At 62.5% G+C, this 22,104-nt stretch carries 23 protein-coding genes; 14 read left to right on the top strand and 9 right to left on the bottom strand.

Translation table 11 applies throughout. The features are described from left to right. The first annotated feature begins 13 nt into the window (after nucleotides 1–13). Nucleotides 14–388 carry a DUF423 domain-containing protein gene (locus AC0L3L_RS28995; protein ID WP_473487727.1) on the top strand — a complete coding sequence of 125 codons (375 nt, stop codon included), beginning with the start codon at nucleotides 14–16 and terminating at the stop codon, nucleotides 386–388. 100 nt (nucleotides 389–488) lie between these two features. Here the strand turns inward: AC0L3L_RS28995 and AC0L3L_RS29000 are convergent, their stop codons facing one another. Together AC0L3L_RS29000 and AC0L3L_RS29005 are read right to left on the bottom strand one after the other, a co-directional pair. Then, nucleotides 489–653: a hypothetical protein gene (locus tag AC0L3L_RS29000; protein ID WP_473487728.1), complete on the bottom strand. Its 165-nt coding sequence runs from the start codon at nucleotides 651–653 to the stop codon at nucleotides 489–491. Nucleotides 654–714: 61 nt separating this feature from the next. Further along, entirely contained in the window at nucleotides 715–858 is a 144-nt protein-coding gene (locus AC0L3L_RS29005) for a hypothetical protein (RefSeq protein ID WP_473487729.1), read from the bottom strand. Between the two features lie 147 nt (nucleotides 859–1,005). Between AC0L3L_RS29005 and AC0L3L_RS29010 the strand changes: the two genes are divergently transcribed. Next, nucleotides 1,006–2,088 carry a LacI family DNA-binding transcriptional regulator gene (locus AC0L3L_RS29010; RefSeq protein WP_473487730.1) on the top strand — a complete coding sequence of 361 codons (1,083 nt, stop codon included), beginning with the start codon at nucleotides 1,006–1,008 and terminating at the stop codon, nucleotides 2,086–2,088. 16 nt (nucleotides 2,089–2,104) lie between these two features. On the opposite strand, the gene AC0L3L_RS29015 is transcribed toward AC0L3L_RS29010, so the two are convergent. After that, nucleotides 2,105–3,292 (bottom strand): OpgC family protein, encoded by a 1,188-nt coding sequence (locus tag AC0L3L_RS29015; RefSeq protein ID WP_473640441.1) that lies wholly within the window; start codon nucleotides 3,290–3,292, stop codon nucleotides 2,105–2,107. A 205-nt stretch (nucleotides 3,293–3,497) separates the two neighbouring features. On the opposite strand from AC0L3L_RS29015, the gene AC0L3L_RS29020 reads away from it, so the two are divergent. Next, nucleotides 3,498–4,169: an alpha/beta hydrolase gene (locus AC0L3L_RS29020; protein ID WP_473640443.1), complete on the top strand. Its 672-nt coding sequence runs from the start codon at nucleotides 3,498–3,500 to the stop codon at nucleotides 4,167–4,169. A 13-nt stretch (nucleotides 4,170–4,182) separates the two neighbouring features. Here AC0L3L_RS29020 and sthA read toward each other — a convergent pair whose 3' ends face one another. After that, the gene (sthA, locus tag AC0L3L_RS29025; RefSeq protein ID WP_473487786.1) at nucleotides 4,183–5,571 is read right to left on the bottom strand and encodes a Si-specific NAD(P)(+) transhydrogenase; all 1,389 of its coding nucleotides are present in this window, start codon (nucleotides 5,569–5,571) and stop codon (nucleotides 4,183–4,185) included. Between the two features lie 308 nt (nucleotides 5,572–5,879). Between sthA and AC0L3L_RS29030 the strand changes: the two genes are divergently transcribed. The 3 genes from AC0L3L_RS29030 (at nucleotide 5,880) to AC0L3L_RS29040 (ending at nucleotide 8,270) form a co-directional block, all read left to right on the top strand. After that, nucleotides 5,880–6,350 (top strand): RDD family protein, encoded by a 471-nt coding sequence (locus tag AC0L3L_RS29030; protein WP_473487733.1) that lies wholly within the window; start codon nucleotides 5,880–5,882, stop codon nucleotides 6,348–6,350. A gap of 136 nt (nucleotides 6,351–6,486) precedes the next feature. Then, nucleotides 6,487–7,251, top strand: coding sequence for an arginyltransferase (locus AC0L3L_RS29035; protein ID WP_095491336.1), 765 nt, complete (start codon nucleotides 6,487–6,489; stop codon nucleotides 7,249–7,251). Nucleotides 7,252–7,373: 122 nt separating this feature from the next. Continuing rightward, nucleotides 7,374–8,270, top strand: coding sequence for a DMT family transporter (locus AC0L3L_RS29040; RefSeq protein WP_473640445.1), 897 nt, complete (start codon nucleotides 7,374–7,376; stop codon nucleotides 8,268–8,270). On the opposite strand, the gene AC0L3L_RS29045 is transcribed toward AC0L3L_RS29040, so the two are convergent. Together AC0L3L_RS29045 and parC are read right to left on the bottom strand one after the other, a co-directional pair. Then, on the bottom strand, nucleotides 8,258–9,466 hold the full coding sequence (locus AC0L3L_RS29045; protein WP_473640447.1) for an AI-2E family transporter: 1,209 nt from the start codon (nucleotides 9,464–9,466) through the stop codon (nucleotides 8,258–8,260). The genes AC0L3L_RS29040 and AC0L3L_RS29045 overlap by 13 nt on opposite strands. Nucleotides 9,467–9,733: 267 nt before the next feature. Continuing rightward, the gene (gene parC / locus AC0L3L_RS29050) at nucleotides 9,734–11,986 is read right to left on the bottom strand and encodes a DNA topoisomerase IV subunit A (RefSeq protein ID WP_473640449.1); all 2,253 of its coding nucleotides are present in this window, start codon (nucleotides 11,984–11,986) and stop codon (nucleotides 9,734–9,736) included. 255 nt (nucleotides 11,987–12,241) lie between these two features. On the opposite strand from parC, the gene AC0L3L_RS29055 reads away from it, so the two are divergent. Continuing rightward, the gene (locus AC0L3L_RS29055) at nucleotides 12,242–13,432 is read left to right on the top strand and encodes a hypothetical protein (protein WP_473640451.1); all 1,191 of its coding nucleotides are present in this window, start codon (nucleotides 12,242–12,244) and stop codon (nucleotides 13,430–13,432) included. A 245-nt stretch (nucleotides 13,433–13,677) separates the two neighbouring features. On the opposite strand, the gene aspS is transcribed toward AC0L3L_RS29055, so the two are convergent. Both aspS and AC0L3L_RS29065 read right to left on the bottom strand, forming a co-directional pair. Continuing rightward, nucleotides 13,678–15,468 carry an aspartate--tRNA ligase gene (gene aspS, locus AC0L3L_RS29060; protein ID WP_473487787.1) on the bottom strand — a complete coding sequence of 597 codons (1,791 nt, stop codon included), beginning with the start codon at nucleotides 15,466–15,468 and terminating at the stop codon, nucleotides 13,678–13,680. 199 nt (nucleotides 15,469–15,667) lie between these two features. Further along, on the bottom strand, nucleotides 15,668–16,444 hold the full coding sequence (locus AC0L3L_RS29065) for a GNAT family N-acetyltransferase (RefSeq protein ID WP_473640453.1): 777 nt from the start codon (nucleotides 16,442–16,444) through the stop codon (nucleotides 15,668–15,670). A gap of 178 nt (nucleotides 16,445–16,622) precedes the next feature. Here AC0L3L_RS29065 and AC0L3L_RS29070 point away from each other — a divergent pair, with 178 nt between their 5' ends. The 7 genes from AC0L3L_RS29070 (at nucleotide 16,623) to rnd (ending at nucleotide 21,491) form a co-directional block, all read left to right on the top strand. After that, a complete protein-coding gene (locus tag AC0L3L_RS29070) occupies nucleotides 16,623–16,964 on the top strand; it encodes an ArsR/SmtB family transcription factor (protein ID WP_473487788.1) in 342 nt (113 codons plus the stop codon). Next, nucleotides 16,951–17,418: an SRPBCC family protein gene (locus AC0L3L_RS29075; RefSeq protein WP_473487738.1), complete on the top strand. Its 468-nt coding sequence runs from the start codon at nucleotides 16,951–16,953 to the stop codon at nucleotides 17,416–17,418. Before AC0L3L_RS29070 ends, AC0L3L_RS29075 begins: the two co-directional genes overlap by 14 nt. After that, the gene (locus AC0L3L_RS29080) at nucleotides 17,408–17,773 is read left to right on the top strand and encodes a TfoX/Sxy family protein (RefSeq protein ID WP_473640454.1); all 366 of its coding nucleotides are present in this window, start codon (nucleotides 17,408–17,410) and stop codon (nucleotides 17,771–17,773) included. The genes AC0L3L_RS29075 and AC0L3L_RS29080 overlap by 11 nt, the downstream gene beginning before the upstream one ends. Then, entirely contained in the window at nucleotides 17,770–18,213 is a 444-nt protein-coding gene (locus tag AC0L3L_RS29085) for a hypothetical protein (RefSeq protein ID WP_473528416.1), read from the top strand. Before AC0L3L_RS29080 ends, AC0L3L_RS29085 begins: the two co-directional genes overlap by 4 nt. 116 nt (nucleotides 18,214–18,329) lie before the next feature. After that, entirely contained in the window at nucleotides 18,330–18,833 is a 504-nt protein-coding gene (locus tag AC0L3L_RS29090; protein ID WP_473640456.1) for a DUF3280 domain-containing protein, read from the top strand. A gap of 165 nt (nucleotides 18,834–18,998) precedes the next feature. Beyond that, complete coding sequence (locus tag AC0L3L_RS29095) at nucleotides 18,999–20,243, top strand: MFS transporter (RefSeq protein ID WP_473640458.1); 1,245 nt, start codon at nucleotides 18,999–19,001, stop codon at nucleotides 20,241–20,243. 96 nt (nucleotides 20,244–20,339) lie between these two features. Further along, the gene (gene rnd, locus AC0L3L_RS29100; RefSeq protein WP_473640459.1) at nucleotides 20,340–21,491 is read left to right on the top strand and encodes a ribonuclease D; all 1,152 of its coding nucleotides are present in this window, start codon (nucleotides 20,340–20,342) and stop codon (nucleotides 21,489–21,491) included. Nucleotides 21,492–21,543: 52 nt separating this feature from the next. Here rnd and AC0L3L_RS29105 read toward each other — a convergent pair whose 3' ends face one another. Continuing rightward, nucleotides 21,544–22,086: a hypothetical protein gene (locus AC0L3L_RS29105; RefSeq protein WP_473640461.1), complete on the bottom strand. Its 543-nt coding sequence runs from the start codon at nucleotides 22,084–22,086 to the stop codon at nucleotides 21,544–21,546. Between the last annotated feature and the right edge of the window lie 18 nt (nucleotides 22,087–22,104).

Below are 22,104 nucleotides of genomic sequence, written 5' to 3' on the forward strand. Positions count from 1 at the left end.
TGGAGTCCAAGACATGAGCACAGCCGACCACCCAGCAAGCGGCATCGGCCGCATCCTCGTTTTCGTCGGCGGCCTGTGCGGCGCCGCCGGTGTGGCGCTTTTTGCCGCGGCGGCACATCTGGGCGGCGCTTTTGTCGGCACGGTCGCGTCGTTCCTGCTCATGCATGCACCGGTCTTCCTTGCCGTCGGCCTCGTTGGCGCAAACCGGATGCTGCGTACCGCAAGCCTTATTCTTCTCGTCGGGCTTGCCTTGTTCTGCGGCGATCTGCTTGCCCGCGACTTCCTCGGCTCGCGGCTTTTTTCGATGTCGGCGCCGATCGGCGGCACCTTGCTCATCGCCGGCTGGCTGGCTGTTGCAGCCTCGGCGCTGGTGCGCCCACGCTCCTGAAATGGCATTCCCGCAGCTCAGCGGGAGAGCTAGGCTGGTAGCCCTCCCCAGCTCAAGTACGGCGCTTGCGGACAGGCGGCCAGGTCCCGCCAAACGACGATCAATCAGACGATGACCAGTCTTGCCGGCGTTCGGGCCGGACCGGCAGGTCGCGATTGTGTGCCGCCGGCTTGGTCAGCCGGCGTCGCTCCGGCCTGTCGATGGCCGGCGAGATGCCCCAATAGTTGCGATAGATGTCTTCGAACAAATGATTGATCGGATGCATGTTTGGCTCCTTTTTCAAACTTGAATCGATCCAATCGACAGGCCAGAAAATACCGTGCCGATCAGCCCCGCTTGCGCTCCACGAGAAAACGCAGACCGCGGATCCACGAACCGGCGCCGCCGCGACGTCTCCGGGTCACCGCGTTCGAAATCATGCTCCAGTCGTTGCGATAGATGTCTTCGAACAGGTAATTGACGGGGTGCATGGCTCTCTCCTTCCTGAATCGATCCCATCGACAGTTAGCGAAATTTGGATCGATTCAAAAATACGCCCAAATGCACCAATGTCAAGCAAAATTTGAATCGATCCAACAAAGGTGCTAGATACTGGATAAGGAGTCCGGAAGCAGAAAATGGCGTCATCCACCGAAAGCAATACGAAACCCATCCGGCTGGCAGACATCGCCAAGGCCGCCGGAGTTTCGCACGGCACTGCCTCCAACGTGTTCAGCCGTCCCGAGATCGTACGCGAGGAAGTCCGCGAACGGGTCAAGGCGGCGGCCGAGGCGATGGGCTATGCCGGTCCCGACCCGAAGGGACGGCTGCTGCGCGCCGGCAAGGTCAACGCGATCGGCGTCGCCACGACCGAGCCGCTGTCCTATTTCTTCGACGATCCCTTTGCCCGCGCGATGATGGCGGGGATTTCCGAGGCATGCGACGCCACCGGCGCCGGCATCGCGCTGGTATCGGCCGGCAATCAGGAGAAGCTTGCCTGGAACATCCAGAGCGCGCTGGTCGACGGCTTCATCCTGTTCTGCATCGAGGGCGGCTCGCGCCTCGTCGAACTGACGCGCGAACGCAAACTCCCCTTCGTCGCGCTTGAGCTCGGTTTCGACGACGACACTGTTTCGGCAATCGGCGTCGACAATGTCGCCGGCGCCCGCCTGGCGGCGCAGCATCTCGCCGAGCTTGGCCATCGGCGCTTCGCCGTGCTAGCGCTGCCTTTCGCCGACGGCAGCACCGGCCTTGTCTCGCCGGAGAAGGTCCGGACGGCGCTCTACACCGGCACGCGCGATCGCCTCGTCGGCTATTTCGAGGCATTTTCCCGGTATGGCGTCGATACCGCCGGGATACCGGTATACGAGACCGAAAACGACGAAGCCACCACAAGGGCCGGCCTCGAAACGATCTTCGCCTCGGCAGAGCCGCCGACCGCCATCCTGGCGATGTCGGACCGGATCGCCATGGTCGCGATCGAATGGTTGGCCGCGCGTGGCATTGCGGTTCCCGGCGACGTCTCCGTCGTCGGCTTCGACGGCGTGCCTGACGCCGCACTTTGCGATCCTCCGCTGACCACGGTCGCGCAGCCAATCGCCGAGATCGGCCGCCGGGCGGCGCGAACGATCCTCGATTTCGACGGCACGGTGCGGCGCGAGACGCTTGGCGTCGAGCTCGTCGTCAGGGCATCTTCGGGGCCGCCGCCCAAGACAGCGTGAGGCAGACGCTATCGATTCAGCCTGTCGCCATGCCGCCCACGCCGAAGGATGCATTGACCGGCGGCGGCTCGCTGCGGACCGGCTTGCTGTTGCCGCCAATACCCGACAGCCATTCGAGGTAATAGGCGAGCGCGAACTGCATGGCGATGCCGGCGGCGATCAGCAAGCTGTCGTAGGCAAACCCGCCCGGGTTGATCAGCTTCATCACCTGCGCCGCCATGGCGATCACCGTGCCGGCGATGAAAACCGGCAGCGATCGTTTGCCCAATATGGCGAGCGGATGGTCGCGGCTGGTGCGGAACAGGTTCGAGACAGAAGGAAACGCCACGATCAGGTAGCTCACCGCCAAGATGTGCAGCAGCCTCGGCAGCGACAGGAACGTCTTGTCGAAGCCGGTCAGCACTACGGGCAGGTTCAGCCACGACACATGCCCCCATAGCGGGCTGTGCACCCAGACCAACGCCGCCGCGACATAGACCGCCGACGCGCCGACCAGCCAGCGATTGACCGGAATGGTGCCGCCACGCCTGATATGCAGCATGCTCGCCAGGCCGATGTTGAAGAGGAATTGCCACGACAGCGGATTGAGAAACCAGAAGCCGGGCTCAGGATAATTCGGCGGGGCAATCTGGTAGATCCCGGCAACCAGCCACAGAGCTCCGGATAGGGCGAGTGCCGTGAAAGGCCTGTGGCTGATGAACAGCAGGAAGGTTGGCGCCATCAGCAGCAGCACCGCATAGACCGGCAGGATATTGTTGTAGCCGAGCTGATGGCCAAGCGTGACGATGCCGATCAGCGCTTGCTGCGGGTTCCTGATCAATGGCTCGATGTTGATCAGCGTCAGCATGTCCGGCCGCTTCGCGAACACCGCTGCCGCGCAGAAGATGGCCAGCACCACCATCGTCGTGACAATGTGGGCGACATAGAGCACACCGGCGCGGCGCCACAATTTCAGTGTGGCCATGAGCCGGTTTCCGGACTGGAATTTTGAGCCGTAGGCGAGCGCGACGGACATGCCGGAGATCAGCACGAAGGCCTCGGCGGCATCCGAAAAGCCGAAATTCTTGTAGGTCAGGGTTTCGAAAACCGTGCCCGGGACATGGTCGACAAATATGATCAGCAGAGCGAGGGCGCGGAACACATCGATGCGCGTATCGCGATCCGGGATACGCGTGCCGCGATCCGGTGAAATTGGCATGGTCATCGATAAAAGGCCTCAAAGCTGGTTGTTCATGCCGGCGATCGATGCGACCGCCCGGCGCACCGCTTCGATTCCTCCCGCGGGAGCGTATCGGCGAACAAACGGACTGAAATGCGCCCGGTTCAATCAACTTTGAAGGAGCCCGAAAATATTCCGTTTTGAAGCCGGCAAATGAACAAAAGCGACGCGAAATCAAAAGGATGCAACTATGGCCGAAAAACCTCCGGAAGACGGCTTTTTGCGGCGCGACCTGCCGTTTTTCTATCGCCTCTACAGACCAGCAGAAACAATCGGCGAATGCCTTTTTCTGCTGCATGGATCCGGTGTCGACGAGTCGACTCTGGTGGCGCTGGGGCAGCAAATCGCACCGGACGCGGTGTTGGTGGCGGTGCGTGGCCGCATCGCCCAGGAGGACGGATTCCGCTGGTTCGCGCGAATTACCCCGACGCGCTTCGAACAGGAGAGCATCCGCACCGAGGCGGACGCTTTCGCGGGCTTCATCACCGCGGCCGCGAAGCGCCACAGTCTCGATCTCTCCCGGGCAATTTTTCTCGGCTATTCCAACGGCGCCAATCTGGTTTCGACCGTGATGCTGCTGCATTCCGGCCTCATCGAACGGGCAGCATTGCTGCGCCCGATGCCGGTGCTCGACGACGTGCCCCCGGCCGATCTGTCCAAAGCACGCGTGCTAATCATCGCCGGCGCCGCCGACCTGACCTACGCGCCGTTCGCGCCGGCGTTGGTGGCATTGCTCGAATCACACGGCGCTGAGGTCGACGCCCACACCATCGCCTCCGGCCATGAAATCGGCGACCGGGATGCTGAAATCGTCAGGCAGTGGCTGACGGGCCCGGCAACGGCGATCGCGCAGGCGAATTGATGAGCCCGTCGCCTTATGCCCGCCCCATCCGGTTCCAGGCATCCAGCCCGGCGATCTTGTAGGCTTCGGCCAGCGTCGGATAGTTGAAGGTGTTGTTGACGAAGAAATCGACGGTGCCACCGAGATTGATCACCGCCTGGCCGATATGGATCAGTTCGGTCGCGCCCTCGCCGACGATATGCGCGCCGAGCAGCCGGCGCGTTTCGATCGAAAACAGAAGCTTCAGGAAGCCGGTGTTGACGCCCATGATATGGCCGCGCGAGGTCTCGCGGAAGCGTGCCACGCCGACCTCATACGCGCCGCCGCTCTCGCGCACCTGCTCCTCGGACTGGCCGACGGTCGAGATTTCCGGCACGGCGTAGATGCCGTAGGGAAAGGTTTCCGGCGGCGGCGGCAACGGCACGCCAAAGGCATGGCAGGCGGCCACCCTGCCCTGTTCCATCGAGGTGGAGGCGAGGCTCGGAAAGCCGATGACGTCACCGGCGGCATAGATGTTCGGCGCGCTGGTCCGGAAGGTCTGCGGATCGACCTTGATGCGGCCCCGGGAATCGGCCTCGATGCCGACCGCGTCCAGGCCGAGCGCGCCGACATTGCCGGTGCGCCCCGCGGCATAGAGCACCATCTCCGAGCGTATGGTGCGGCCGTCGGCGAGTGTCACCTCGGCGTAGTCGGGTTTCGAGGCGATCTCCTTGATCGCACTGCCGAGCCGGATCGTCATGCCGCGATCGCGCATCTGATGGATGAAATCGTCGACGATTTCGCGGTCGACGAAATCGAGGATGGTGTTGCGCGGCTCGACCAGCGTCACCGGCACGTCGAGCGCCGAAAAGATCGTCGCGTACTCGACGCCGATGACGCCGGCGCCGATCACCGTCAATGTCCGCGGCAGGCGCTCGAGTTCCAGCATCTCGTCGCTGTCGAAGACACGGGTCTTGTCGAAAGGCACGTCGCGCGGCCGGTGCGGGCGGGTACCGACCGCGATCAGCGCATGCGCAAAACCGACTTCACTGTAGTCGCCGCTGTCCGTCGTCAGGCTCGCTCTGTTCGGACCGAGAAACTTGACCGCAGCGCGCACGCTCTTGACCGTGTTGCGCATGAACTGGTGCTGCAGCACCTCGACCTCGTGATCGAGCGTCTTGTGCAGGCGTTCGATCAGATCGCCGACCGAAATGTCCTGCTTGACCCGGTAGCCGCGCCCGTAGAAGCCGCGCTCGCGCCAGCCGGAGAGGTTGAGCACGGTTTCCCGCAGCGTCTTCGACGGGATGGTGCCGGTATGCACGGAAACGCCTCCCAGCCGCCGGCCCCTGTCGACCACCAGCACGGATTTGCCCAGCTTGGCCGACTGCACCGCGGCGCGGCGCCCGGAAGGCCCGCTGCCGATGACCAGCATGTCGTAGTCCATGTCGCCCTCGCCCTGGCGCATGACCCCGAAAACCGGTTTCGGTTTTCGGAAAGGGGATCATGCGCCGATTCAAAGTGCTAGAGCGTCCTTTGCGCGTCCAAAAGGACGCGTGGCGCTCTAGGCGCGCTTTGCTGCGCTGCAGCAAACTAACGCCATCGGCGCTGCAAATTCAACCGATTCGGGCTGTACCCGGCGCTGTTTCCCCCGCATGCCGCGGAAACGCCCGATCTTGATTCCGCCGCAAGACTTCACCATTTCAACATCAGGCGGCCCGCAACCTATCCCGGGCCTGACGACGAGGAAATGACATGAACGCGCGCGTTCTCGACGGTGAAATCATCACCTTCAGGCTTGATGATATCCGGGCCTATGACGGCGTGCGCACGCGGCGTGTCCTCGCCTTCATCATCGACTACTGCATCGTCGCGCTGCTTACCATTCCGTTCGCGATCCTGGTGTTCTTGCTCGGGATTTTGACGCTCGGCCTCGGCTGGATGCTGTTTTCCGTTCTCGTGCCGGCCGTCGCCATCCTCTACATCTGGAACACGCTCGGCAGCGCCGACCAGGCCACCACGGGCATGAAGATGATGGGAATCCGGCTCGACCGTCTGGACGGCACCCGTATCGACGGGCTGACGGCCGTGGTGCACTCGGTGCTGTTTTGGGCGGGCAACGTCATCCTGACGCCGCTGGTGCTTCTGGTGTCGCTGTTTGCCGACCGCAAGCGCACGCTGCACGACCTGCTGCTGGGCACGGTGGTCAGCCGCAGTGACCGCTGAGACAGCTTTTTCACGAGTCCCGCGAGCATTTGTGTGCAAAGTGAAGGCTCCGATGCCCACGCTTTCACAATCCTGTTGAATTTTTCGCCGTACGCGCCAAAGGTATGATGATTCGCAGGAGTGTTTCCAAGGTTCGATGACGCACCATCCTACCCAGTCGCCGCAGTTCTTCCTGACCGCGCCGTCGCCGTGCCCGTATCTTGAGGGCCAGTTCGAACGCAAGGTGTTCACGCATCTGGTCGGCGACAAGGCGCCGGAGATGAACGACCTGTTGACGCAAGGCGGCTTCCGGCGATCGCAGAACATCGCCTACCGGCCGGCCTGCGAGACCTGCCGCGCCTGCGTTTCGGTGCGCATCCTGGCCCAGGAATTCACCGCCAGCCGCAACATGAGGCGGGTGATACAGCACAATTCAGACCTCATCGGCGCGATGCACGACGCGCAACCTTCGACCGAGCAGTATTCGCTGTTCCGCAGCTATCTCGATGCCCGCCACCGCCGCGGCGGCATGTCAGACATGACGGTGCTCGACTACGCCATGATGGTCGAGGACACGCATGTCGACACCAAGGTCATCGAGTACCGGCGCCGCGGCCCCGACAGCTTCATCACCGGCAAGGGCCAGGGCGAGCTGATCGCGGTGGCGCTCACCGACAAGATGGCCGACGGCCTGTCGATGGTCTATTCCTACTTCAATCCGGACTTCGAGGACCGCTCGCTTGGCACCTTCATGATCCTCGACCACATCGCCCGCGCCAGGGCGATGGGCTTGCCCCATGTCTATCTCGGCTACTGGGTCAACGGCTCGCGCAAGATGAACTATAAGATGCGCTTCATGCCGCAGGAGCATCTCGGCCCGAAAGGCTGGGAACGCTACGACCACGAAGCGGTTTCGCGCTGAATAGTTTTTCCAAAATCCAATCTTAAACTGTTTCCAGGAAGAGCATGCTGGCCTTTCCGCTTAGCGGAGAGTGTGCAAAAGCGCGGCCGGCCGGCCTTCAAATTCATTGCGAGAATTGCCGCATGTCGTCCCACAATGATCACCAGAAGGGCCTTCTCATCACCGCCATCGGCGGGCTGACGCTGACCATCGACATTCCACTGATCCGGCTCGCCGACGGCGGCGCGTGGACGATCCTCCTGCTGCGCACCGGCACCACCTTGGTCGCGGCGCTGATCATCTGGGCCGTCTGGCGCTCGCTGAGCAGGAACGCGCCGCAGCTCATCCCCGGCTGGTCGGGGCTCGTTGTCGCCATATGCTACGGGCTGACCTCGGTCACTTTCGTCACCAGCATCTATTACACCACGACCGCCAATCTGGTCTTCATCCTGGCCTTCAACACCGTGTTCGCGGCGCTGCTGTCCTGGCTGTTCCTGAAGGAGCGGCCGCGAGTGGTCACCGTGGTCGCGATGCTGGCCATGATCGTTGGCGTCGCGATCATCGTCGGCGATTCGATCGGCACCGGGCACCTGTTCGGCGATCTTATGGCGCTGTGCTCGGCTTTCTTCATCGCGCTGGCCATCACCATCTCGCGTGCCAGCGGCAAGGACATGGGGTTCACATCGCTGATCGGCGTGATCCTGCCGCTGGCCGTCGCGGTGTTCATGGTCTCAGGCGAAGGCGTTCAGGTGAACGCGCCGTGGTGGATCATCTTCAACGGCGCCGTCATCATGCCGATCTCGTTCTTCTGCCTCGCCAACGGGCCGAAATATATTTCGGGACCGGAAGTGGCGATGTTCTATCTGCTCGAAACCGTGCTGGCGCCCGTCTGGATGTGGATGATCTTTGCCGAAACACCGTCGCGCAACAGCCTGATCGGCGGCGCGATCCTGATCGTCACGCTGGTCGCCCATTCACTGTGGCAGCTGCATGAGGGGCGCAAGCGCCGCGCAACCCTTGCGGTCAGTCACCCGGCCTGAGACTTCTTCTCGGCAACGATTTCGATTTGCGGCGGCGCCCCTTCCAGCTCCGCCGGTGCTGCGGGGGCAAGTTCGTCGGCCAATTCCACCTCGCGCAGCCATTCGCGCCAGATCGCGACCAGCAATGCCATCAGCACCGGGCCGATGAACAGGCCGAGAAAGCCCATCGTCTTGACGCCGCCGATCAGGCCGAAAAAGGTCGGCAGGAACGGCAGTTTTATCGGGCCGCCGACCAGTTTCGGACGCAATGTCTTGTCGACGATGAACAGTTCGACAGCCCCCCAGATGAACAGCGCCAACCCGGCCATCGGCGAGCCGCTGGCGGCGAGATAGATCGAAACAAGCGTGAAGGACAGCGGTGCGCCGCCGGGGATCAGCGCCATGATGCCGGTCAGGGCGCCGAGCGTCACAGGCGACGGCACGCCGGCCAGCCAGTAGGCCACGCCCAGCACCACCCCCTCGCCGATGGCGATAATGGTCATGCCGGTTACCGTCGAGGAAATCGTCGCCGGCACGACGCGTGAAATCCGCTCCCACCTGGTCGGCAGGATGCGTTCGCCGAGACGGTCGACCTGACCGGCGAAATGCTCGCCGTCGCGATAGGCAAAGAACAGCGCGATCATCATGAACAGCAGCGCCAGCAGAAGGCCGAAGGCGCTGCCGCCGGCGGCCAGCACGCCGCGATAGATGCTGCCGATGTTGGCGCCGCTGATCAGCTGGATCAGTTCGCCGATGCCGCCGGGATGGCCGAGATTGCGCGTCCACTGCTCGTTCAGCCAGTCGCCGACCACGGGCAGCGTGGCGATCCAGTGCGGCGTCACCGCGCCTTCGCGGTTGGTCTCGATCGCCCAGCCGACCCATTCGCGGACTTCGTTGCTGGCGTAGGCGCCGGCGAGCGCGATCGGCACCACCAGGAAGGTGAGAATGAACAGGATCGCCAATGTCGCGGCGATCGTGCGGTTGCCGCCGACAGCAGCGAGCAGCCGCCGATAGAGCGGCCAGCTGGCAAAGGCGATGACCAGAGCGGCCAGCACCGGGACCAGGAAACCATGAAAGAAATAGACCCCGGCGGCAACGATCAGCACCAGGAGCCAGCGCGCCGCCGACAGCGGCGGAATCACCGCGGATCTGACCGGCGTCGACAGGCCGAACAGGCGCTGCTGCCCTTCCGGTTTCCGAACCCTGGTTTCTTTCAAGTGCCCATTTCTCCCAAAGGCGTATGTCGCCGCCTTATGTAGCGGTGCATATGTACCATGATAGTGCAGCAATCGTGACGACATTCCAAATGTTTGGATGGAGGCGCTAATCTCCCCCCTTGAGGGGGAGATGGCCGGCAGGCCAGAGGGGGTCGCCGAGCATGAAGCTCCAGCCTCCTCTGCTCGCGATTCGGGGGTCGCGTCAGGTCGTGCCGACTCCTCTGTCGCCTTCGGCGACATCTCCCCCTCAAGGGGGGAGATTAGCAACTACCCGAATTTCCCGGTTCTCGGAAATCCCTTTGGCACCATGCGTCCGGCCGAGGCTCGAGCACCGATCCATTCGACCAGCTCTTCACGTGATTTGATGAAGGTGCGGTCGGCCGAATCCTGCCAGGACAGACCGCCGGCGAGCGTGAAGGTCTTGAGATCGAGGACGCCGCCATCCTTGTATTTCTGCAGGCGAACGCCCTTGCCACGACCCATCTCAGGGATCTCGGCGAGCGGGAAGACTAGCATCTTGCGGTTCTCGCCGACGACGGCGAGATGGTCGCCGGCGACCGGCACACAGCGCTGGGCCTCGTCGGGCGCCTTGACGTTCATCACCTGCTTGCCTTTGCGGGTGTTGGCGACGACCTCTTCTTCCGGCACGACAAACCCATTGCCGCCGTGCGACACCAGCAGCAGCTTGCGCTTGGGATCATGGACAAAGGCGGTGACGATGTCCTGGTCGTTGTCCATGTCGACGATGATGCGGATCGGTTCGCCATGGCCGCGCCCGCCCGGCAGCCGGTCGGCGCCGATCGTGTAGAACTTGCCGCCGGTGGTGAAGACCAGCACCTTGTCGGTGGTCTGGGCGTGGAAGGCGAGCTTGAGGCTGTCACCCTCCTTGAAGGTCAGCAACGAATGGTCGGTCAGGTGACCTTTCATCGCCCTGAGCCAGCCCTTTTCCGAAACGACCACGGTGACCGGCTCGCGCTCGATCATGGCATGGGCGATGTCGGTCAGGTCATGTTCGGGCGCGTCGGCGAACTGGGTCCGGCGCTTGCCGAGCTCGGTCTCCGGTCCGAATTTCTCGCGGATGCTGGAGACTTCCCACTTGATCGTCGACCACTGCCTGGCGTCGGACGCAAGCAGCGTCTCGATCTGCTTTTTCTCGATAGTGAGGCCGTCGAATTCCTTGCGGATCTCGAATTCCTCGAGCTTGCGCAGGGCCCTCAGCCGCATGTTGAGGATGGCTTCGGCCTGGTTGTCGGTGAGCGACCAGCGCGCCATCATGACTTGCTTGGGCTCGTCCTCCTCGCGGATGATCCTGATCACCTCGTCGATGTTGAGATAAGCGATCAGATAGCCGGCGAGGATCTCCAGCCGCCTTCCGATCTCGCCGAGGCGATGCCTGGAGCGGCGGATCAGCACCTCGCGGCGGTGCTCCAGCCATTCCTTGAGCACGCCTTTCAGCGACAGCACGTTGGGTATCTTGCCGCGCGACAGGACGTTCATGTTGAGCGGAAAGCGGCTTTCGAGCTCGGTCAGCTTGAACAGCGACTCCATCAGGATGCCGGGATCGACCGAACGGCTCTTCGGCACCAGCACGACGCGGATGTCTTCGGCGCTCTCGTCGCGAATGTCTTCGAGCAGCGGCAATTTGCGCGCCATCAGCAGCTCGGCGATCTTTTCGATCAGCCGCGCCTTCTGGACGCCGTAGGGGATTTCGGTGACGACGATGCTCCAGGTGCCCCTGCCCTGGTCCTCCTGGCTCCATTTCGCCCTGACGCGGAAACCACCGCGACCGGTTTCGTAGGCCTCGAGGATCGAAGCACGGCTATCGACGATGATGCCGCCGGTCGGGAAATCCGGACCTTGGACGAAGTCCATCAACGTCGTCACCGGCGCCTCCGGATGCTCGATCAGATGCAGCGCGGCGTCGCAGAGCTCGGCGGCATTGTGCGGCGGGATCGAGGTCGCCATGCCGACGGCAATGCCGGACGAGCCGTTGGCGAGCAGGTTCGGGAAGGCGCCGGGCAGCACGACCGGTTCCTCGTGATCTCCGTTATAGTTCGGGCGAAAGTCGACCGCATCCTCGGTGATGCCGAACAGCAGTTCGCTCGCCACGTCGGTCATGCGCGCTTCGGTGTAACGCATCGCGGCGGCATTATCGCCGTCGATATTGCCGAAATTGCCCTGCCCGTCGACCAGGGGGTAGCGCATCGAAAAATCCTGCGCCAGCCGCACCAGCGCGTCGTAGATCGACTGGTCGCCATGCGGGTGGAAATTGCCCATCACCTCGCCGACGATCTTTGCGCATTTGGCGAACCCCTGGTCGGGGTTGAGCCTGAGCAGCCGCATGGCATGCATGATGCGGCGATGGACCGGCTTCAGCCCGTCGCGCACATCCGGCAGCGCCCGGTGCATGATGGTCGACAGCGCATAGGCGAGATAGCGCTCTTCCAGCGCTTTCTTCAGATCGACCGGCTCGATGTTGTCGCCATCGCCATCGCCAGGCGGTAAAAGCCTTTTTCCCATGGGCTGGGACTAGCCGAGCGGGTGATTCGCGGCAAGAGGCGCTGAATGCGCCGCCCCTTCCGCAACACGAACTGGACGCCGACCAACATCAATCGGTTACATCCCGGCTCTATGGCAATGGATCGGATTTGCCTTTCGCCGTGATTTTCGACCATTGTGCGAGAGAACGCCTTTTTCCCGTCCAGTTCGTCACGGAAGGGCGACGGCGCAACGAGTTGAAAAGACAATCTTCAGGACACGCTCAGGGGACTCGCGATGACGATCAGACGCTCGACACTTAACAAACTTGCTTTTTCGACGTTTTTGCTGACGCTGCCGCTGAACGCGGCCTTGGCGCAGGATGCGGCGGTCGCCGACCGGCTGAAGGCGGCTCTCGCCGCCCAGGGCGTCGACATCTCCTGGACCGGGGTGACGGGCGATGCCTCCAGCATGGTGCTGCAAGGCGTGGCCTTCAAACCGGCGGCCGAAAAGGAAGCGCTCAAGTTCGGCGACATCAAACTCGAAGGCGTGACCGAAGCCAATGGCGGTTATGAAATCGAAACCGTCTCGACTTCGGCGTTCCAGCACAGCGAAGACGGCGTCACGCTCGACCTCAGCCCCTTCGTCATCCACGACATGACGGTTCCCGCCGACGGCGCTACAGGCCCGCTGGGCTCGCTGATGATGTACAAATCGGCCGAACTCGACAACATGACGGTCAAGGTTGCCGACAAGACCGCCTTCTCGATGGACGGGCTCGCCATCGAAATCACCCCGCCGGCCGACGGCAAGGCGATGGCGTTCTCCGGCACCACGGAAAAGTTCAATGCCGACCTGACGCTGGTCGAGGACCCGAAGTCCAAGGAGGTGATCAACGCGCTCGGTTACCAGAACATCAGCGGAAACCTTGCGATGGAGGGAACCTGGCAGCCTGCGGACGGCAAGATGGAGCTGTCGAAATATGACATCTCCGTCGACAATGCCGGAACGCTCGGCATGACCTTCGGTTTCGGCGGCTACACGCTTGACGTTATCAAGTCGCTGCAGGAGATGCAGAAGAAGATGGCGGCGCAGCCCGAAGGCGCCGACAACTCGGCGCAAGGCATGGCCATGCTCGGCGTCTTGCAGCAGCTTTCGTTCAACAGCGCTTCGATCCGCTTCGACGACGATTCCTTGACCAACAAGGTGCTGGACTATGTCGGCAAGCAGCAAGGCATGTCCGGCAAGGACGTCGCCAACCAGGCCAAGGCGATCGTGCCTTTCGGCATGGCGCAGCTCAACAATCCCGAATTGACGGCGCAGGTGTCGGCTGCGGTCGGCAGATATCTCGACGATCCGCAGAGCATCGAGATCTTGGCCCAGCCGCCGGCAGCGGTGCCGTTCGCGCTGATCATGGCGGGCGCCATGTCAAACCCGGTGGACCTGACGAAGACGCTTGGCGTGACGGTCAAGGCGAACGAAGACTGACCGGCACGTCTCTGGCCGGTTTGCAAAATGCGCTTGCATTGGAAGTGTCAGCGCCGCCCCTCATCCGCCTGCCGGCACCTTCTCCCCGTATAGTGACGGGGAGAAGGGAGATGGCCGCGACGTTTGCGCCCACCGCTGGCAGTTGGCGAAATGATTTGTGACAGGGTCTTTCTCCCCGTCACTATACGGGGAGAAATGCCCGGCAGCGCAAACCGACAGCGTTTAGCGTCGGTTGCGGGAGGTTTTTAACCCTCTTTCTTGGTCACCGCGACGCGCAGTGACAATTCGCGAAGCTGCTGCGGGCTGGCTTCTGATGGCGCGCTCATCAACAGATCATAGGCCTGCTGGTTCATCGGGAACATGGTCACTTCGCGCAGGTTCCTGGCGCCGACCAGCAGCATGACGACGCGGTCGATGCCGGCCGCCATGCCGCCATGCGGCGGTGCGCCATACTGGAAGGCGCGGTAGAGGCCACCGAAGCGCTCCTCGACCGTCTCGCGATCCAGGCCGACGATCTCGAATGCCTTGACCATGGTTTCGGGCAAATGGTTGCGGATGCCGCCCGACGCGATCTCGAAACCATTGCAGACCATGTCATATTGGAACGCTTTGATGCCGAGCAGATCCTCGCCGTTTAGCGCCTCGATGCCACCCTGCGGCATAGAGAACGGGTTGTGGCCGAAATCGACGAGCTTCTCGTCCTCGTTCCATTCGTAGAAGGGGAAGTCGACGATCCAGCACAATTCGAAGCGGTCGCGGTCGACGAGGTTCAGCTCCTCGCCGGCGCGGGTGCGCGCCGCTCCCGCGAACGAGACGAACTTTTTCGGGTCGCCGGCGACGAAGAAGGCGGCGTCGCCATCGGCAAGGCCGAGTTGGAGGCGGATTGCCTCGGTGCGGTCCTCGCCAATGTTCTTGGCGAGCGGACCGGCGCCTTCGAGCTTCTCGCCTTCCTTGCGCCAGAAGATGTAGCCGAGGCCCGGCTGGCCCTCGCCTTGCGCCCACGAATTCATGCGGTCGCAGAAGGCGCGTGAACCACCGGTCTTGGCCGGAATGGCCCAGACTTCGGCCTTGGGGTCGTTGGCAAGGATGTTGGCGAAAACCTTGAAGCCGGAATCGCGGAAATGATCGGAGACCGCCTGCATCTCGATCGGGTTGCGCAGGTCCGGCTTGTCAGTGCCGTATTTGCGCATAGCGACGTCATAGGCGATGCGCGGGAACTCCTGCGTCACCGGCTTGCCGGCGGCAAAGGCCTCGAAGACCGCGCGCATGACCGGCTCCATTGTCGCCAGAACGTCGTCCTGCTCGACGAAGCTCATTTCCACGTCAAGCTGGTAGAATTCGCCCGGCAACCGGTCGGCGCGCGGGTCCTCGTCGCGGAAACACGGCGCGATCTGGAAGTAACGGTCGAAGCCCGACACCATGATCAATTGCTTGTATATCTGCGGTGCCTGCGGCAGCGCGTAGAAGGTGCCGGGATGGATGCGCGACGGCACCAGGAAGTCGCGCGCCCCTTCTGGCGACGAAGCGGTCAGGATCGGTGTCGAGAATTCGGTGAAGCCGACCTCGCCCATGCGCTTGCGCATCTCGGCGATGACCTTCGTGCGCGCCACGATGTTCTTGTGCAGCGTGTCGCGGCGCAGGTCGAGGAAGCGGTATTTGAGGCGGATATCCTCGGGATAGTCCGGCTCGCCGAACACCGGCAGCGGCAATTCCTTGGCCGCCGACAGCACTTCGATCTCGCGTGCAAAAACCTCGATCTCGCCGGTCGGCAGGTTGGCGTTCGCCGTCTCGGCCAGGCGCGCCTTGACCTCGCCGTCGACGCGGATGACCCACTCGCCGCGCACCGTCTCGGCAATCTTGAAGGCCGGCGAATCCGGATCGGCGACGATCTGGGTCAGGCCATAGTGGTCGCGCAAATCGATGAACAGCAAGCCGCCATGGTCGCGCACGCGATGCACCCAGCCCGACAGGCGAACGGAAGAACCGACGTCGCTCTTCCTCAACTGGGCACAGGTATGGCTGCGGTAACGATGCATTGTCATTGGTAGGTCCGGATGTTTGATTGCGGCCAAGGCATGATAGCCCGGCCCGAAAATTTGCGCGAAAAGCACATGAGAGGCCGCCTTTGTCAAGGCAGGCGGCGCACGGGCAGCATCTCGGTTCGAAGTTCGGCTTCGAGCCTAAGCGGTCATCGCTCGGAATGAGCCCTGGTCCAACATCAACCGCCAATGGTGGTTAGCGGGTGAAGCGCGCACCATCGCCAAGCGTGGCAACCCCGCACACAACAGCGGGATCGCGACGAAGTCCACATGATTCCACCATTCGTCGGGACGGTAGGTTCGAGGCCGATACGAGCTCATAAATGTGCGTCGCATGCAAATCGCGAACCACACTGACGATCATGCGAGCGTTGACGTAGTTGCCAAGCCCTCGACCCCTCTGCGATTGCGCGACCGCAACCAGCCCGACCCATGCTATGGGAATTGTGAGCCAGGTAGCCATGCGCGGTTGCCACGACGGTCCCCTCTCGTCACCAACCACTACCGTCGTCGCCGGCCCCAGGGTTCCGGCAAGCAGCGACCCCGAAAACGGCACCACGCCCAACGCCGCCATGAAGGCCTGGATGCGGATCGTATACTCACCATCCGGCTCGGCCGCCATGTCTTGATCGAGAAGTCCATCGGGCAATCCCCGGCCGATAATCGCCTCCGATGCCGCCAGGGCACTTGCCTGGTCGGCGGAGAATACGTCCCAGGAATCGAAACGGAAGCCCCCCTTGGCCAATCGCGACTTGAGCTCATCCGCCTTGCTTGCAGGTATCATACGAAAGCCGCAGATGCCGTCGCGATTGAGTATCTTGTCGATCATTTCCCACCCGAACCGGTCGGGATCGTCGCACCCCATAGTGCGCCCGGTCTGGCACGCGCCGGGGGTTGCATTGATGAAGTCGACACTCGCCTCAGCTTGAGCTTGCAGGCGCTGCTGAACCTCTGTGCCGAAATAGCCTGACATGTGAAGCCCCCTGCGTGACTGCCCGGTGGAGTATAGCAAGCACGGTGGAATATACAGCCAGGCTGCTTCCTGCTGGAACCAGCCGGGCCCCCTTCAGGGTATGACGCAGCGCGCAGAGGGATTTTCGGCCTTGCACGTCCTTGCATTTGCCGCTCGAATGACGTATAGCCATATGGCTATGCAAAAGGTGGCCAGTCTCGATCGAACGTTTCACGCTTTGGCGGACGGGACGCGTCGCTCAATGATTCATGCGCTCGCTCGAGGTGAGGCCAGAAGCGCCGGCGAACTCGGCCGCCAATTTCGCTCTACCCAGCCGACGATCTCCAAGCATCTGAAGGTGCTGGAGCAGGCCGGGCTTATTGAACGCGCCATTGAGGGGCGTGTTCATCAGTTCCGGTTGCGCCGAGAGCCTCTGCAGGATGCGCAGGCATGGATCGCGCGCCATCAGGCATTCTGGACGGGTGCGGTCGAGCAGCTCGATCGCCTTTTGTCGGAGGGCGCAAACGATGACCATCGATAAGACCGTCGCCGAAGTGCGCAGACGTTTCAGCGCCGCGCCCGAGGAAGTGTTTGCCGCCTTTGCCGAGGCCGAGCTGGTCGGAAGATGGCTGAAGCCGGCACCGGAGATCACACTCACCGTCCTGCAGTTCGAGTTCCACGTCAATGGCGCCTATCGCTTCGCCTACCAGCGGCAGCAAGGAGAAATCGTCATCGTCGGTGGCGCTTTTCTATCGATCGAGCAGCCTGCGAAGATCGTCTTTTCGTGGATAATCGAGCCGCCGGACGAGCATGCAGGCATCGAGTCGGAGGTCACGGTGATCATCACGCCGGACGGCGCCGGCAGCGAACTCGTCATCCGCCATGAAAAGCTTACGCGCAGCGACGCGATCGTGCGTCACGCCGTCGGCTGGCGTGGTGCTCTGGATCAGTTGACCGCGTTGCTCGAAGCACAGGATTTGCAGCATGACCGCTGACGAGCTTGCCGCAAGCGTCCGTGCCGCTCTCGCGGGCGTCGGTGATATCCGCGAAGTCAAGATGTTCGGCGGGCTAGGTTTCATGCTGAACGGCAACATGGTCGCGGCTGCGTCCCGGCGCGGTTTGCTGGTTCGCGTCGGCAAGGACCGCCAGCACGAAGCGCTTGCCGAGCCCGGAGCGCGTCCGATGAAGATGAGGGGGCGGGTAATGGAAGGCTACATCTACGTCGATCCCCCGGCGCTGACCGGTGAAGCAGTCGGCAGGTGGCTCCAACCGGCGATCGCCTTCGTGCAGACCCTGCCGCCAAAGCTGCCCGGCCAGAAGCCGGCTTTGACGAAAGGAAAACGGAAATGACACGCTTCTTCCTTGGTGTTCTTGCCTACGTCGTGCCGACATTCGCGCTCGGATTTGTCTGGCATCTGATCCTTTTCGAGCGCTATTACGCGGAGCTTGCGATCTATCGGAGCAACATCATCATCGCGTTTGGTTTCCTGTCGATGCTGATCCAGGCAGTCCTTTTCGCCTGGGTCTACGAACAGGCGTTTGCGCGGCGGAGCGGTACAATTCTGTCGCGCGGACTGGTCTACTCAGCCTTCGGCGCCGTTCTGTCGTGGAGCTTCACCACGCTCGCCGTCGCTGCAAAAAACGTGATGGCATCGGTTCCCGACTACCTCACGATCGAGACAGCATTCACGGTCGTGCAGTGGTTGCTCGTCGGGCCTCTGACCGCTTTTGCCTTCGGTCGATCCTCCTCACGAGACGCGCGAGTCGGGGTGTCGGAGCTCAAGGCCTGACCGAGGGAAGGCGCTTCGACTGACGGAAGCCGACTGCTACCTTCTGCCTTGATCGTGGTCAGGGTGGTCAAGCCGTGTACAATGGCCGTCATCGTCATACTGACGGGAGGACTACCATGCGCATTCGCACATTGACTGTCCTGATGACGCTGCTTGTTGGCACCTGCACATTTGCACACGCTCAGACAACGCCGATGTCAATCGAGGTGTTTCCATTCGAATTGGAAGACAAGAGCGCTGGCGCAGGCATAATTCCGCCGGATGAACACGATAGGCGCTATCTGTCCGAGTCGGCACAAATGGCGAAGGACATGCTCTCCCAGTCCGGACGTTTTACAGTGGTTGATGTGCCGGCGGGGGATGAGCAGGCGGTTGCGCCGCACGGATTGCGCAACTGCGGCGGCTGTGAAGGCAAAATCGCCAAAGAACACGGCGCCTCTCTTGCCTTGCTGGGCGTCGTGACGCGTGTCAACCGAACAGAGCATACCATGTTCATTCGCATCCTCGACACTGAAACCGGGAAATCTGTTTCCCAAGGCTTTACCGATCTTCGCATGGGTGCGAATTACGCGTGGCCCCGCTCCGTGAAATGGCTGATGACAAACAGAATTTTGCGGTAGGACGCCCACCATCCAAGCGCGCCATCGGGAGCGCGAAAGATCGCCCCTCAGCTAAAAATCAAAATGAGAAACTGATTGTCGGTGCTGGCCTGCTAACCGCCGGGAATTGCCGCTGGCATTGGCGCGGGCGATGGTTCAAGAAGGGTCAACGACAGGCCTTCCTTCATGTCCTCCATGCGCCCGCTGATCCCGCTCCTTATCGCCGCCGGCATCCTGCTCGGCGGCAACGGCCTGCAAAGCACCCTGATCGCGCTGCGCGGCGCGCAGGAGGGGTTTTCGGCCTCGACCATCGGCCTGATGGGCACGTTCTATTTCGCCGGCTTCCTGCTCGGCTGCCTCGCCGTCCCCCGCATCATGAAGGCCGTCGGCCATGTCCGCGCTTTTTCCGCGCTGGCGGCGATCGCTTCGGCGGGAACATTGCTTTTGGTGCTGGTCGTCGACCCGATCATGTGGTGCGCGTTGCGGCTCGCCGGCGGGTTCTGTTTCGCCGGCCTGTTCACCATCATGGAAGCCTGGCTCAATTCCGGGGCCGCCAACAAGGACCGCGCGCGGGTGCTGGCCATCTACCGGATGGTCGACATCGGTTCGGTCACAGGCGCACAGTTCCTGATCCCGATCGTCGGCGCCGGCGGTTTCGCCATCTTCGCCGTCATGTCGATCATGATCACGCTCTCGCTGGTGCCGGTGTCGCTCGGCGACCGCTCCAACCCGACCCCGCCGGAAGACGTCAAGCTCGACCTGGCCCGCGTCTGGCGGATTTCGCCGCTCGGCTGCTTCGGCTGCATTGCCGTCGGTGTCACCAACAGCGCCTTCCGCACATTGTCGCCGGTTTACGCCGAACAGATCGGCATGTCGGTCACCGACGTCGTCACCTTCGTCAGCGTCGGCATCTTCGGCGGCGCCATCATCCAGTATCCGCTCGGCTACCTGTCCGACCGCTGGGACCGGCGTTCTGTGCTGCTGATAACGACGTGCTGCGCGCTGCTTGCATCGCTGGCGCTGGTGTTTTGGGCGCGCAGCGACCCGTCCCTCAACTTCGTGATCGTCTTCATCTTCGGCTGCTTCGCCATGCCGCTCTACTCGCTATCGGCGGCGCATTCCAACGACCGCGCCGACAAGGGCGAGTTTGTGCTGATCAACGCGGCGCTGATGCTGTTCTATTCCTTCGGCGCCATTGGCGGGCCGTTCGCCGCCTCGACGGCGATGCAGTATTTCGGGCCAAGCGCGCTGTTCGTGTTCACCGCCACCGTCTACGCCATCTTCGTCCTCGTCATCCTGTACCGGATGCAGGTGCGATCCGGGGTGCCGGCCGGCCATCGCAGCCGTTTCATCGGCCTTTTGCGCACATCGACGGTGTTCGCCAAGCTGGCCAAGCGCAACGACGATTCCGACGGGCCTGCGAAGCAATGATGACGGCCCGATATGTGTTGAACCGAGGCTGCGGCTTGACGAAAGCCCGCGCGGCTGAAATTGAAGGAGACCTTACCCTTTGCCAAAAGCGATTTGATGCACGTCATCACCACCCAAGAAGAACTTGAGACCGCTCTCGCCGCGTTCGAAAAGTTGGATTTCGTCACCGTCGACACCGAATTCATTCGCGAGACGACCTTTTGGCCGATCCTCTGCCTGATCCAGATGGCGGCGCCCGGGGTGACGGCGCTGATCGATCCGCTGTCACCCGATATCGACCTGAAGCCGTTCTTCAGGCTGATGGCCAACGAGGCCGTCGTCAAAGTCTTCCATGCGGCGCGCCAGGACATTGAAATCATCGTTCATCTCGGCGATCTGGTGCCGCATCCGGTGTTCGACACCCAGGTGGCGGCGATGGTTTGCGGCTTCGGCGACAGCGTCTCCTATGACCAGCTCGTCCAGAAGATCACCGGCGCTCGGCTCGACAAGTCCTCACGTTTCACCGACTGGCGCCACCGGCCGCTTTCCGAAAAACAGCTCGACTACGCGCTTGCCGACGTCACCCATCTGATCGAGGTCTACCAGCACCTCAGCGCCGAGCTGGTGCGGGAAAACCGCGCTCACTGGCTGAACGAGGAGATGGAGGTGCTGACCGCGCGTGAAACCTACGATCCGCATCCGGAGGACGCCTGGAAGCGGCTGAAGATGCGGCTGCGCAAGCCGCAGGAGCTGGCGATCGTGCAAGCGGTGGCCGCATGGCGCGAGCGCGAGGCGCGCGAACGCGACGTGCCGCGCGGCCGGGTGCTCAAGGACGACGCCATCTACGAAGTGGCGCAGCAGGCGCCGCGCGATGCGGCAGCACTCGGCAAGCTGCGCACCACGCCGAAAGGCTGGGAACGCTCAGTGACGGCAACGGCGCTGCTGGGCGCGATCAACACCGCGCTTGCCTTGCCCAGGGAAGAGATGCCGAAGCTGCCGAAGAGTTTTCAGCCGCCCGAAGGCTCCAATGCCGCCGCGGAATTGCTGAAAGTGCTGTTGCGTATCGTCGCCGAAAAGGAGGGCGTCGCTTCGAAGGTGCTGGCCTCCAGCGACGACATCGATCGCATCGCCGCCGAGGGCGAGGCGGCCGACGTGCCGGCTTTGCAAGGCTGGCGACGCGCCGTGTTCGGCGACGCCGCGCTCAAACTGGTGCGCGGCGAGATTGCGATCAAGTTCGACAAGCGCAAGATCGCGCTGTTCGATTTGTAGCGTCTGCCACATCCTTCTCCCCTTGTTATGCCTTGTTATGGGAGAAGGGGAGTCAACGCTGGCGCGGCTGACCGGCCAGGTGGAAAACTGTGATGACGATCACCGGTATCGCCAGAAGCGCGAATTTGGTGACGATCAGCGCCGAGGCGAAGGACAGCGAATCCGGATTGGCCGACAGGAAATCCGAGAGCAGGCGGGCCACCGCGATGTTCTGCGCATAATCGGCAAGCGTGTAGGGCAGCACCAGGACGAGCGCGAACAGCGATTGAAGCTGCGCGGACAGAGCCCGGAAGTTCTTCAGCCGCCGCCCCGTAGCCAGGATCAGGCTGACCAACGTCAGCGACAGCAGCGCCGGGAACAGCAGGTCGAAGGTCAGGTAGTGCCAGACCAGAATGATCTCGCTGCCGCGCCGGCCGAGCGCCGTCAGCCAGGCCATGCCCTCATCCGGGGTAAACCCGGTCCAGCGCAAATCGAGCGACGGCAGGCCACCACTCAGCTGGCGGAAATAGAGGAACTCCATCGCCGTCATGGCGACGAAAACCGCCATCGCGACAAAACAGAGCGCGGCAGCATGACGTGACAGCCGCAGAATCATTGCCGTCAGGCTTCGTGC

The organism is Mesorhizobium sp. WSM4849 (assembly GCF_055811385.1).